10 protein-coding genes are annotated in these 14,080 nt (G+C 36.1%); 5 read left to right on the top strand and 5 right to left on the bottom strand.

Annotated features, from left to right (window positions below):
• Positions 1-1,323: 1,323 nt before the first annotated feature.
• From ACFIJL_RS00420 to dnaK, 4 genes are all read right to left on the bottom strand, one after another.
• Entirely contained in the window at positions 1,324-2,238 is a 915-nt protein-coding gene (locus ACFIJL_RS00420) for a DMT family transporter (protein WP_375622004.1), read from the bottom strand.
• A 32-nt stretch (positions 2,239-2,270) separates the two neighbouring features.
• On the bottom strand, positions 2,271-3,176 hold the full coding sequence (gene argB, locus ACFIJL_RS00425) for an acetylglutamate kinase (RefSeq protein ID WP_375622005.1): 906 nt from the start codon (positions 3,174-3,176) through the stop codon (positions 2,271-2,273).
• A gap of 1,661 nt (positions 3,177-4,837) precedes the next feature.
• Positions 4,838-5,980, bottom strand: a complete 1,143-nt coding sequence (gene dnaJ / locus ACFIJL_RS00430; protein ID WP_375622006.1) for a molecular chaperone DnaJ — start codon at positions 5,978-5,980, stop codon at positions 4,838-4,840.
• 158 nt (positions 5,981-6,138) lie between these two features.
• Complete coding sequence (gene dnaK / locus ACFIJL_RS00435; RefSeq protein ID WP_375622007.1) at positions 6,139-8,031, bottom strand: molecular chaperone DnaK; 1,893 nt, start codon at positions 8,029-8,031, stop codon at positions 6,139-6,141.
• A gap of 969 nt (positions 8,032-9,000) precedes the next feature.
• Here dnaK and ACFIJL_RS00440 point away from each other — a divergent pair.
• On the top strand, positions 9,001-9,555 hold the full coding sequence (locus ACFIJL_RS00440; protein ID WP_375622134.1) for a copper chaperone PCu(A)C: 555 nt from the start codon (positions 9,001-9,003) through the stop codon (positions 9,553-9,555).
• Between the two features lie 105 nt (positions 9,556-9,660).
• On the opposite strand, the gene lysM is transcribed toward ACFIJL_RS00440, so the two are convergent.
• Complete coding sequence (lysM, locus tag ACFIJL_RS00445) at positions 9,661-10,116, bottom strand: peptidoglycan-binding protein LysM (protein WP_375622008.1); 456 nt, start codon at positions 10,114-10,116, stop codon at positions 9,661-9,663.
• A 386-nt stretch (positions 10,117-10,502) separates the two neighbouring features.
• Here lysM and ACFIJL_RS00450 point away from each other — a divergent pair, with 386 nt between their 5' ends.
• The 4 genes from ACFIJL_RS00450 to ACFIJL_RS00465 all read left to right on the top strand — a co-directional run bounded on the left by ACFIJL_RS00450 (position 10,503) and on the right by ACFIJL_RS00465 (position 14,072).
• The gene (locus ACFIJL_RS00450) at positions 10,503-11,225 is read left to right on the top strand and encodes a response regulator transcription factor (RefSeq protein WP_375622009.1); all 723 of its coding nucleotides are present in this window, start codon (positions 10,503-10,505) and stop codon (positions 11,223-11,225) included.
• Positions 11,226-11,264: 39 nt separating this feature from the next.
• The gene (locus tag ACFIJL_RS00455) at positions 11,265-13,049 is read left to right on the top strand and encodes a stimulus-sensing domain-containing protein (RefSeq protein WP_375622010.1); all 1,785 of its coding nucleotides are present in this window, start codon (positions 11,265-11,267) and stop codon (positions 13,047-13,049) included.
• 23 nt (positions 13,050-13,072) lie between these two features.
• A complete protein-coding gene (locus ACFIJL_RS00460; protein WP_273722417.1) occupies positions 13,073-13,537 on the top strand; it encodes an HPr kinase/phosphatase C-terminal domain-containing protein in 465 nt (154 codons plus the stop codon).
• A gap of 136 nt (positions 13,538-13,673) precedes the next feature.
• Positions 13,674-14,072, top strand: a complete 399-nt coding sequence (locus tag ACFIJL_RS00465; protein ID WP_273722416.1) for a PTS sugar transporter subunit IIA — start codon at positions 13,674-13,676, stop codon at positions 14,070-14,072.
• The last annotated feature ends 8 nt before the right edge of the window (positions 14,073-14,080 follow it).

Consider the following 14,080-nt stretch of genomic DNA (forward strand, 5'->3'; position numbering starts at 1 on the left):
TTGTTTGCGAAATTAAATACAAAAGGTCCTAAAATGATCTTTTCACATCTTGTTTGATGACTCATATGCTGTAATAAGCCAGTACCATCACATACTTTGCTAATCTCCAATATTGCGACGATCCTTTACACTTGAAAAAGTTTATCAGAGATATACTTTTCTTGCACAGTCTTTACCCACATGCCCCCCACTCATTCACTTGTGACGTGTAAGCAAGTGATTTGGATTGATTTAACATGAAAATGATTTGACGTGAGAAAGTTTTACAGTATTCAAGGTTCTAATTCAATGTAAATAATGCTATATTATCATTATAAATCAATGTATTATCATATTTATATGATAGGCGTATATATCACTTAGGATTGCAATAAAATTCGTAAGAAATGCTTTTTTATTTGTACGCAATAATCTGCTTTTTTAGCAATCTTATATAAAATAACATGAATATCGAGAGAGTTTCTTCTCAATTTTTAAAACTTTAGAAATATGCTCTATTGAGTGATGTTTTATATACTTTTTATACAACTCCTTCCTTCCTCCATTCAATATAAAACACACCAATCCTCTTCGATTCATTGGATAACGCATTGATTTATAATGATCGTTTATTGTTTTGCAATTTAAATTAAAGCTCTGAATATCGCGAGCTTCTCTCATTTTAAATCTTCTCATAATGAATCAATAAATTTTTTGCTCCCCCATTATAAAACAGAGCTAGTGTATGGATAAAAACGTTTAAGAAATGAGTAAAAATACCTCTCTCTTTCAAAATGCCAAAAGCTATCGTAATATTGAGAACAGATAAAGAAAATGCTCGTGCCTTTTATTTTAAGTAAAATGATGATGCTCTGTGGTTTTTCTATACTTCATGCAAACCGTCAATGAATATAATGTATATTGAGAAAATTATCTTTAAAAAAACGCTTTAATGTACAACGTTATGGGGATACTTTGGGCGTTCTATTTTGCGTGAGAAGCGTAACTCTATTAAAGGACAAAAGAAATAACGTGCGACAGTGCGTAATTTTCATTATTCAAAAACATTACCGTAGATGTTTTTGAAAGTTGTTAAAGCCGAATTTAAAGATGAGCGTTAATTTTTACCTTTATATCACCTCATGCTTTGGCTCAATGAAGGTTGTCTGCTCGGTTCAGAAATCAGACAAACAGATAGAAGCATACTATTTCTCCAATTTGGTATGCAAAAGCTGGAATAACTTATAGAACTTCTTAATCATCTGAATATTAAAAAAGCTCCAAAAATGAAAACTCTATAAGCAAAAAGCTCATGCAATAAAATCACAATAAAAAAATGTATAGCTAATCAATTTTTTTAATTGCTTTATTTTTTTTACGCCATTGTGAAGGTTGTAATTCAGCCACAATGATTCCAATCAGAATAAGCAAACCGCCCAATAAAGCTAAGGGAGATAAATGTTCTCCAGCCAAACGCCCAACAATACCAGCCCATACCGGTTCACCTGCGTAAATGAGTGTCGCACGCGTAGGGGAAATAGACTTTTGTGCCCAATTCATAGCTAATTGAATGATGGCACTCATTAATGCCAATCCTATACCAATATTAAACCAAACCCACGAAAATTCAGGAATGCTTTCTCCCATCAAAGGCATACAAGCAAATGAAAAAAAACCACTAAAAAATAACTGAATAATGGTCACACGCCGACTATCAACCTTGTTCGCAAAAATTCCGATGAGTATAACTTCTGCTGCAATCGCTAAAGCGCCTAACAAAGTTAAAATTTCGCCTTTTGAAAAATCAAAATTTCCCGGCTTTTGTCCTGAAATAAATACAAGCCCAATAAAAGCGAAAATAATGCCAATCCAACAAGCTAAACGGGGAGGTTTTTTAAAAGCAATCCATTGCAAAATTGGAACCATAGGTACATAAAGCGCTGTGATAAAAGCCGACTGACTACTAATAATCGTTTGAAGTCCAGCTGCTTGAAAAGCATAACCCAAAAACATGGCTAAACCAATCGCCATCCCAGCGAAAACTTCATAAACAGTTATCCCTTTTATAGAGCGCCAAAAAACTACCCCACATATAAGAGATGCAACAATAAAACGAAATCCAACAAAAAACAGAGGACCGCTATAGCGTACCGCAATGTGAATGACTAAAAATGTAATGCCCCACAATATTGTCGCAGTAAATATTGCCAATTCTGGCTTACTTAATAAAGGATATTTAAACTGTTTTAGACTCACCATGAAAAACTTTCTCTTCCAATTTTCCTCACAATTTATGAAACAATAAGCGTTCCAACTCCCTGTTCGGTAAACAGCTCTAGTAAAACAGAATGAGGAGTTTTACCATTTAAAATGACAACACCTTCCACGCCATTTTGAAGGGCTTTTATACAAGTCTCTACTTTTGGAATCATCCCTCCTGAAATTGTCCCATTTTTAATAAATTTCTCAGCTTCAGAAACTGTCAATTCTTTTAAAAGTTTACCCTGTTTATCCAAAACACCAGGAACATCAGTGAGAAATAAAAGGCGTTTAGCCTCTAATGCACCAGCAATAGCTCCAGCAAAAATATCAGCATTAATATTATAAGTTTTACCATCGCGTCCTGGAGCTACAGGAGCAAGAACCGGTATCATTTCAGAACATGCTAAAAGATCTAGCAATGTGCGGTCAACTTCAACAGGCTCACCAACAAACCCCAAATCTAAAACACGTTCAATATGCGAATCAGGATCAATAACAGTTTTATAAGCCTTTTCGGCAAAAACCATATTGCCATCCTTGCCGCATAATCCTATTGCCCATTCACCCTCAGCATTGATGAGAGCAACAATTTCTTTATTTATGGAACCCGCTAAAACCATTTCAACCACTTCAACGATCCGCTCATCGGTTACCCGTAATCCGTTTTCAAATCGTGATTCAATCCCCATTTTCATTAAAATTTTAGCAATTTGAGGCCCACCACCATGAACAACAACAGGATTAATCCCCGATTGCTTTAATAGAGCAATATCACGCGCAAATGCTCGTCCCAAAGCAGGATCACCCATAGCATGGCCGCCATATTTTACCACGACCGTTTCATTTTCATATTTTTGCATATAAGGTAAAGCAGACGATAAAAATGCTGCTTGTTTTTCCAAAACATCTACATCATCGTTTTTAGCATCATCCATCAATAGAGCCCTCCTCATCACTTTTTACCATCTCTTAATGAAATTTAGGAAAAGTGAAAACAATAAAACCAAGCTTTACTCTATCCATCCCCCTGAAAATCGTCAATTTTCTTTTAATTTACGAAGATGAAACACAAAAAACGTCCTTTAAAAATTGACAGCAAAAAATTAAACAAAATAGGCGTAAAAAAACGTCATTATTTTATGATCTTATATATAAAATTGAAAAGCAAATTTTTTAAGCTACGCTGTATATTTAACTCATTAGTTTATCCCTATGGATACTTAACAATGAATAAGAATATATACAACCATTGATTTTGTAAGATAAAAATAAAGTTTCTTATAATAATAAAATTAACATATTACCAAGCTAAGAAATCGATCAACCACTTTATAGTTTATCTCAATAAACTATAACTTTGGTTTTAAAAATTTGACTTTTTTCAATCATTAAACATGAAAAAATATCAACTGAACGCTCCTTATGAAGAATCATAATAATTTATCTTTTTATATCGTAAAATCGAAAAAAGGCTTTGCAAAATTATCATATATTGTGATTTTATTGCGATAGCTCTTCAGAAGCATCTTTGTAAAAGCATTTAATTGTTTAGATTACTCTCTTCGTAAGATTTGATAAAATTTCTCATTTTCATGATCTGTCAATAATTTTTTCTTTCTGCATAGCGATACATACTTGAATTATTCAATGTTTTTTAGAATTTTTTAATTCTATTAATGTATTGTTTTAATTGTATTATTTTATGAAATATCACTCATCAATTTCAATAATATATCGTGCTATTTTCTAAGCATATTGTGCTATTTTTATTGTATTTATTTTTTCTTTTCTAAAGTACCTCCCCCTTTCTCACCACCAAATTTTTATCATGCCAATAAATTCAACTAGGTGAATCCCATGAAATCTGTTTCTCCAAAAGAGAGATGCATCAAGCATCTCAAGACATATTTTGTTATGTCTTCTTTAGTATTCAACATGCATTATCCTATTTCATAATTTCTTTGGAACAAAATAAATCTGATTATAGCGTTTTTTTATTATCTGAAAGAAGTATTTTTGACATCAGAAATACAAAACTAAATCCGCATTTAAAAAGACATGATTACTGCTAAAAGCTGAGATGAGGCATGTAAAAGCTATTCCGAATAAAATAACCCTTATTTTAAAGGAAGCAGTGATTAAAACTATGAAAAATGCCAAAAATAAAATCGGTTATAAGAAGTTGATACTTTATTTGAAATAAGATGGTTTGCCTAACAGCTTATTTAGCGTTTCTTGGCAAGCTTCTACCTATTTTACAGTTTTGTTATAGGGCCTTTAAAAAGAAATTTTGAGTAAAAAAATAAATACAAAAAATACTGAATGCATAAAGGCGTTTATCATGACACTAGCAATATTTATTATCAATCACTCAATTGCGTTCTTATATGGATAAGCCCTTTTTAAAATGTCATAGACATTCAAAAATAAGACTTATCCATAAAACACATGAAATATAAAAACTATCAGCAACAGGAGTTTATCCTAAATTAGCTGTCTCTCTCTTTTCTTTTTAAAGATTATGAGACAATAGAAAGCTTAATGAAAATAACTTTCCCACAGTTCTCTCTAATTATTTTGAGAATATTCACATATTTTAACCAGAAAGATTTTCAAAAAATTCTTTCATACGTGAAAAAAAACCATGTGATTGCGGTGAATTCTCATGATTTGAGAGCTTTTCAAATTTTTGCAACAATTCACGTTGTTCTTGCGTTAATTTCTGCGGTGTCTCAATCGTGATATGGATGTAAAGATCACCCCTTGCTTGCTGACGGCGCAACATGGGCATACCTTTGCCTTTAAGGCGGAATTGACATCCATTTTGTGTCCCTTCTGGAATCTTAACGCGTGCTTTAACACCATCAAGGTCAGAAACTTCAAACTCTCCTCCTAAAGCAGCTGTTACCATTGAAATAGGAACGCGACAGTGAAGATCTGCTCCTTCTCGCTGAAAAAACTCATGCGGTTTAATGGAAAGGAAAATATAAAGATCACCATTGGGACCACCACGAAGACCAGCATCACCCTCACCAGAAAGGCGAATACGCGTTCCATCTTCAATACCAGCTGGAACATTTACGCTCAATGAACGTTTTTTCTCTATACGCCGTGTTCCCTGACACTTGGGGCATGGATCCGTAATAGTTTCACCACGTCCATGACATGAAGGACATGTTCGCTCAATAGAAAAGAAACCTTGTGCTGCACGCACACGACCAGAGCCATGACATGTTCCACAAACTTGCGGCTTAGAGCCTTTTCTCGCCCCTGATCCTTCACAAACATCACACGTGACGGAACTGGGAATATTAATTTCTGCAGTTTTTCCTGAAAATGCCTCTTCTAAAGTCACTTCCATATTATAACTCAAATCTGCACCACGTTCGCGACTATCACCACGCTTACGGTGTGTCCCTCCCATAATCTCACCAAAAAAGTCTTCGAAAATATCCGCAAATCCACCACCAGCAGCAAAACCGCTAAAGGGATTTGCTCCCCCTTGACCACCACTATTTTCAAAGGCCGCATGGCCAAACCGGTCATAAGCAGCACGCTTCTGGGGGTCTTTAAGAACTTCATAGGCTTCGCCAATTTCTTTGAATTTTCGCTCTGCCTCTTTATCCCCCGCGTTTCGATCAGGATGATATTGCATTGCCAACTTACGAAAAGCAGATTTCAACTTTTTATCATCGCATTCACGAGTCACGCCAAGAATTTCATAATAGTCAACCTTCATCATGTATTCCTGATAGTTTTTCTGTCATCCATCTTTATGGATAATATTGCTTTTAATTTATATTTTTAGCAACAAAGTTGCAACTTATCTCAAATAATAAAGCCCAGCCTTATATTTCAAAGGCCGGGTTTATAAATTAATCAACACATATGCTGACACTATTTCTTCTTATCATTAACTTCTTCAAAATCAGCATCGACAACATCATCATTCTTTGTCTCTGTTTCAGTATCAGCGCTCGCTGCTTGTGAGGCTTCGTACATAGCCTGTCCAAGCTTCATACTGACTTCTGCTAATTTTTGCATCTTTGTTGTTACTTCTTCCGTATCACTTCCTTCAAGCGCAGATTTCAAATCAGATATTGCTGTTTCAATCTGTCCCTTTTCTTCAGCTGATACTTTATCGCCATATTCATTGAGCGATTTTTCAGTTGAATGAATAAGAGCCTCCGCTTGATTTCTAGCTTCAACACCTTCACGGCGTTTTTTATCCTCAGCCGCATGCTCTTCTGCATCCTTTACCATTTTTTCAATATCAGCATCACTTAAACCACCTGATGCCTGAATACGAATTTGATGCTCTTTCCCTGTTCCCTTATCTTTGGCCGAAACATTAACAATACCATTCGCATCGATATCAAAAGTAACTTCAATTTGAGGTATACCACGTGGTGCTGGAGGAATACCAACAAGATCAAATTGAGCCAATAACTTATTATCACTTGCCATTTCCCGTTCACCTTGGAAAACGCGAATCGTTACAGCATTCTGGTTATCATCAGCGGTTGAAAAAACTTGCGATTTTTTTGTTGGGATAGTGGTATTGCGCTCAATAAGGCGTGTGAAAACCCCACCCAAGGTTTCAATGCCCAAAGATAAAGGCGTTACATCTAACAACAAAACGTCTTTGACATCGCCTTGCAATACACCGCCTTGGATGGCAGCACCCATTGCGACCACTTCATCAGGATTAACGCCTTTGTGGGGATCCTTGCCAAAAAAGCTCTGCACAACTTGCTGAATCTTGGGCATACGTGTCATACCACCCACTAAAACAACTTCGTCAATTTCACCAGCCTTTAATCCAGCATCTTTCAACGCAGCTTTACAAGGCTCGATGGTACGCTGCACTAAATCATCAACCAGAGATTCAAATTTTGCCCGAGTCAATTTCATTGTTAAGTGCTTGGGACCGGATTGATCTGCCGTGATAAATGGTAAATTGATTTCTGTTTGCTGTGACGAAGAAAGCTCAATCTTTGCTTTTTCTGCCGCTTCTTTTAAGCGCTGTAAAGCGAGTTTATCATTTTTCAGATCAATTCCTTGCTCTTTTTTGAATTCATCTGCAAAATAACCAACTAGGCGCATATCAAAGTCTTCACCCCCTAAAAACGTATCCCCATTGGTTGATTTAACTTCAAAAACGCCATCTCCAATTTCAAGGACTGAAATATCAAATGTACCACCCCCAAGGTCGTAAACAGCTATTGTCTTTCCGTCTTTTTTGTCCAAACCATAAGCTAAAGCAGCAGCAGTTGGCTCATTAATAATCCTTAAAACTTCAAGTCCAGCAATTTTACCCGCGTCTTTCGTAGCTTGACGTTGTGCATCATTAAAATAAGCAGGAACCGTAATAACCGCTTGTTCAACTTTTTCACCAAGATAAGATTCTGCTGTTTCCTTCATCTTTTGCAAAATCATAGCTGAAATTTGTGATGGAGAATATTTCTTACCCGCTTCTTCAACCCATGCATCACCATTGTCACCTTTAACAATTTTATAAGGAACAAGTGCTTTATCTTTTTCAACCATAGGGTCATCAAAACGGCGCCCTATCAAACGTTTAACTGCAAAAACTGTCCCTTCAGGATTTGTCACCGCCTGCCGTTTAGCAGGCTGCCCAACAAGCCGCTCCCCCCCATCAGTAAAGGCAACAACCGAAGGTGTTGTTCGCGCTCCTTCTGAGTTTTCAATAACTTTTGCGTTTTTGCCATCCATAACAGCCACACAAGAGTTCGTTGTCCCCAAATCAATACCAATTACTTTTGCCATATTATAATCTCCATTCAGCAAGCTACCTCAACCTTCATAAAGCATCTTTTTAAGATAGCTCCTCATAACACCTAAAGCCCGTATATTGCTTCAAGCAACATAAATAAATAATAAACTGCAAGTCGCAACAAGCCTTGCTGCCTCGTATATAAGAACAGGCTTTTATTGCTACAAGAGAATAATGAGAGAAACATCTCCAAAATAAAAAATTTATTTTAAAATAGGCACTCTAATGACCCATAAATACCATATTTATGAGAGACTTGAGATCATAATATATTTTTCTTGCAATTCTCAACAAATATATTTTTCTATAAAAATTAAAAAAATAAAAAGAGTGATTGCACTCTCGCTCTTGATCTTCTCATCATTGATAAAATCATACTTCCATAAAAGCTTTTTAAAAGGCGAATAATTTATATCACGAATATTATAAATTTTCCTTGGACTAACATAGTCATCATATCTAATGCTCACATCCGTAAAGGCATTATCTATCGATCTCCTTTCAAAAATTCTCTTTCTAACGGTCTCATTGTTTGCGGCTATTTGAAAGCTGTGCTTTAAACTCACCTAAAGCGTTTTTTCTTAACTGTATAATTTTGAACTTTAAAAATATATAAAAACGCCTCTGTATAAACGCTTTAAAACGCCAAAAGCTGTCATAATATTAAAATTGGTAAAGTGGTTGATGATTGTTTTGTATTATATCTTCATTAAGTAAAATAGTGATGCATCATAGATTTTATACCATTTACAAATACTATTTATGAGATGAACACGGAAGCATTGAGAGGTGTGTTGTCATTGTAAACCTTACTGTCTTCTTTTAAAATCCAAGAATTCTATGATTTTTATTCTCATATTCAAATCAATTTCATTTTAGCATTTCTTTCTTTTATTTTAAACAAAAGCTCTGCTAAAATAAAAAATATTCAAAGTGTGAATCTTATGAAGGAGGGTAAATCAATGATGATATCTATTATTAAGAAAATAACAAATCTCATCTTTAAGAATATAATACATACACAATATCCATACAATAAGGTTATCATAAATATCGTGTGTGCTCTTCTCTTTGCTGGTATAACCCTGCCTGCAAGTGCTCAGCAATATAAACTTGGCGACATAGAAATTCTCAATCCTTGGACACGCGAAACACCTAGAGGTATAAGAGTTGGTAGCGGTTATCTCTACATTATTAATCACAGTAATACCCCAGACCGTTTGGTTGCTATTTCCACAAACGGAGTAAAAACAACAGAGATACACTCTATGGCTGTCGTTAATGATATTATGAAAATGGAAAAAATGCACAATGGCATTGAAATTCCTGGAAATGGAGAAATCACGCTTAAGCCTGGCGGTGATCATATTATGTTTATGGGGATTTCAAAACCATTCAAGTTAGGTGATAAAATTAGCGCAAAATTGACATTTGAGAAAGCAGGAACCATTGATGTTGATTTCTCTGTAAACGCTATGAAAGCACCATCACCTTCTAAATCCTCTCTTGTTCACTAAGCTCCTTTTATTATAAATACACACTTTATAAGAAGCGTGAATTTTTTTTACGCTTCTTTATTTTTTGTTTAATGCCATCAGTAAAAAATTATCCCCTTTGATGAATTAACTATGGTCAATTTCAGGAATACGTAAAACTTGTCCAGGATAAATTTTATCGGGAGATTTTAGCATTGGCTTATTGGCTTCAAAAATAAATGTGTTTTTATTACCTTGCCCTTTTCCATAAACCTCTTCAGCAATCTTCCAAAGATTATCACCCGATTTAACCTCATAAAAGCGAGAAGTTTTTCTAGGCGTTGTATCTATGACCTTTAATTGATCAACATCTACAGAAGAGATACCTTGTGTATTGCCAACAACCAGCAGTGCTTTTTCAAGTGTTTCCCTGTCTGGAACTTCACCGCTTAAAATAGCTTTACCGTCTTCAACTTGAATATTTACTTTTTCTGTACCGAGTTGAAAATGATCAAATGCTCTTTTAAAATCCTTTTCTTTTGGTTCATGGTCCCCAATACCTAACTTTTCCCCTACAGTTTTAATAAAATTAAAAAATCCCATTACGACCTCCTTTCGTGTAGCAGAAACAAATTTTTGTGCATATATTGCCACATTCTTTTCTTTGCTCTTAAAACACATAGGCAGATTTTCTAAACTTCAACAATCAAAACTATACCTGTTCAATTATGGAACAAGGACAATAATAAACTTTGTAATAAACCTTGATAAAAAAAGCCTTTATGAAAATTTTCTCTCAAATGAAGGGATCTTAATCGACGTAGAAACATTATAAATTATGAAAGCAAAACAAGATTTTACAGTAATGACAAAAGGTTTTTTACTTTGCTACAATTTGTATCATATTTGTTTTGCAAAAAAAATATGAACTCCCATATAAATAAGTGTGGGTAATTTGCTACCACAGCAATAGAAAGGTCTAAGAAACCATGAAAGATACACCAACAATCACGCAAACGATTGTACTTGTTGATGATGATCGCAATATTTTGACATCTTTGTCTTTTGCGCTTGAGACAGAAGGATATCGGGTTGAAAGCTATACAGATGGAGCATCTGCACTCAAGGGTCTCACACTTCACCCTCCACACTTAGCTATTTTTGATATTAAAATGCCCCGAATGGATGGGATGGAACTCTTGCGTCGTTTGCGTCAAAAATCTGATCTTCCAGTTATTTTTCTTACCTCTAAAGATGATGAAATTGATGAATTATTTGGTCTCAAAATGGGAGCTGATGATTTTATTACGAAACCTTTCTCCCAACGTCTTCTTATTGAACGCGTGAAAGCTATTTTACGCCGTTCTAATGCACGTAACCAACCGCTTGCTACAGGAACTTCTTCCACCTCTTCTCTCAAACGTGGAGATCTTGTGATGGATCAAGAACGCCACACCTGTACATGGAAAGATAAACCTGTTATTTTAACCGTTACGGAATTTTTGATTCTGCAAACCTTAGCACAAAGACCAGGAGTTGTAAAAAGTCGTGATGCTTTAATGGATGCTGCTTATAGTGATCAAGTCTACGTAGATGATCGCACCATTGATAGTCACATTAAACGTCTGCGTAAAAAGTTTAAACAAGTGGATGATGATTTTGCAATGATTGAAACACTTTATGGTGTAGGTTATCGTTTCCACGAGGTATAAAACTATTTTGTCGCAAAAATTTGAACGGCAATCAAATCGATGACAGACAATTCTCAACTGGAAACTTTACAAAAAACAACCGTTAATGGTACATCCTCAACGCCATTTCTTATGTTTGCTCGTTTGCATCTTCGAACACAACGTCTCTTTAGACAATTGCTTTTTTCCAGCCTTACACGTCGCATTGTTATATTAAACATTGCTGCTCTTGCCGTTTTAGTTACAGGAATTTTATACCTTAACCAATTTCGCGATGGTTTAATTGAAGCAAAAATTAAAAGTTTATGTACCCAAGGAAAAATTATTGCTGGGGCTATTGCTGCTTCTGCAACAGTAGATACAAATTCTATCCTCATTGACCCCCAAAAACTCTTAGAGTTACAGACTGGTGAAAGCGTTACACCCGCCCCTCAATCAACCGATTCTTGGGATTTTCCTATTAACCCTGAGCAAGTTGCCCCTCTTTTACGGCGTCTTATTACACCTAAAACAACAAGAGCACGTATCTATGATCGTGATGCTACTCTCCTTCTTGATTCGCGCGTTCTTTATTCTAGTGGAGAAGTTTTTAGTTATGATTTACCCCCTCTTAAAACAGAACAAAACATGTGGGATCGCCTTACTTCATGGTATTCAAGCGCATTTTATGGCAAAGGTATTGCTCTTGACAGAGAACAAACAAAAACCAGTGGTATTGCTTATCCAGAAGTGTACCGCGCATTAAACGGATCTCTTGCTACGGCTAAAAGACGCAACAGACAAGGGCAATTAATTGTTTCTGTTGCCGTTCCTGTTCAACGCTATCGCGCAGTGGTTGGAGCTCTTCTTCTTTCAACCACGGGTTCCGATATTGATAACATTGTAAAGGGAGAAAGACTGGTTATCTTTAAAGTTTTTGCCGTTGTAGGTAGCGTACTTTTGGTTCTTTCTCTCTTTTTGGCCCATACGATTGCCCATCCATTAAGTAAATTATCTGCCTCGGCTAATCGAGTGCGTAATGGCAATAATCAGCGTGTAGAAATTCCTGATTTTTCAATGCGTGAAGATGAAATTGGTCACCTTTCAACTTCTATTCGTGATATGACTAATGCCCTTTATATGCGTATTGAAGCCATTGAACGCTTTGCTGCGGATGTAAGCCACGAATTAAAAAATCCTCTCACCTCTCTACGCAGTGCTGTTGAAACGCTCCCTCTGGCTAAAAATGAAGAAGCACAAGAGAAATTGCTGGAAATCATTCAACATGATGTGCGCCGCCTTGATCGGTTGATTACAGATATTTCTGATGCATCGCGGCTCGATGCAGAGCTTGCACGAGAAACCGCAGAGATTGTTGATATGACACCGCTTTTGGAAAGTCTTGTTCATGCTGTTCAGGAAGTGTATCGTAATACGCAAACCATTGATATAAGCCTTAATATTGTCCCACGTCCTCATGGAAAAGCCTATCTTGTATTGGGACATGAACTCCGTTTAGGGCAAGTGATTTCAAATCTTCTTGAAAATGCGCGCTCTTTTATTCCTTGGAATCGTGGCAAAATTTGCATTACTATGAAAAGTCATGCTTCAACCCTTATTTTAACCATTGAAGATAATGGCCCAGGTATTCGTTCAGAAAATATTGAACGCATTTTTGAACGTTTTTACACAGATCGACCAAATGAAGATGCTTTTGGGCAAAACTCTGGACTTGGCCTTTCTATTAGTCGGCAAATCATCGAAGCTCATAATGGGACAATTACAGCCGAAAATATTATTGATCCTACACTTGGGAAGTGTAAAACTGGTGCACGTTTTACTATTATGCTTCCGCTTGCTAAATAAATCTTTTATCCAAAGTAAAAGACATGAAAACAAAATGTGAAATACTCCACGCAAATTGCCTTCAACTAGGCGGCAAGGGGCTATTAATTATAGGTCCATCGGGATCAGGAAAATCAACCCTCACCCTTTCTTTGCTTGACCGCGCTGAGTGGTCAAAACGTGAAGCGAAGCTTATCAGTGATGATTATACAATGTTGCGTGCGGAAAATGGAAAGCTTCACGGATACACTCCTGATAATTTAGAGGGCGGCATCGAGATTCGTGGCGTTGGTCTCTATATGATAGAATTTGAAAAGCACACAACTATCGATTGCGTTATTTTTCTCGGTCCGGAATATGAACGTTTTTCCACAAATAAAACTTTTCAATTTGAAAATTTGCACATTCCTCTTTTAAAACTTCCCTCTCTTCGTGAAGCCGATTGTACAGCTATTTGTCAAGCTATTGAAGCATTTTTGTTTAGAAAAATATGGCAAAAATCTGTCTAATTTTTTTCTAAAGATAAAAAAATCACAATTTTTGCCTTTTTTTTGCAAATTTTTCTTGGCAGCAAGATAAAGCCTTGTACAATGTCTTTCCCACCAACTATGGTTGGGTCTTATTAGTTAACAGGAGTTTGCGTAAATGATTGGACTCGTGCTTGTAACGCACGGTGAGCTGGCTGTCGAATTTTTACATGCCGTGGAACATGTTGTTGGAGTACAAGAAAAGTTCGCAACAATATGCGTTTATCCCGATGACGATATAGATCAGCGCCGAGGTGATATTATAGCCGCAGTAACCGATACAGATACGGATCATGGCGTCATCATATTAACAGATGTGTTCGGTGGAACACCATCAAATATAGCCATTCCTGCTATTGAAAAAGGACGCGTTGAAATGATTGCCGGTGTTAATTTGCCCATGCTTATTAAACTGATTTCTATTCGCAAATGTCCTGATATTTCATTATCAGACGCGTTAAGAATAGCACAAGAAGCAGGGCGTAAATATATTAATGTACCAAGTATGACTTTATAGCGGATAAT

The organism is Bartonella sp. TT119HLJHH, from assembly GCF_042193385.1.
Lineage (GTDB): Bacteria > Pseudomonadota > Alphaproteobacteria > Rhizobiales > Rhizobiaceae > Bartonella.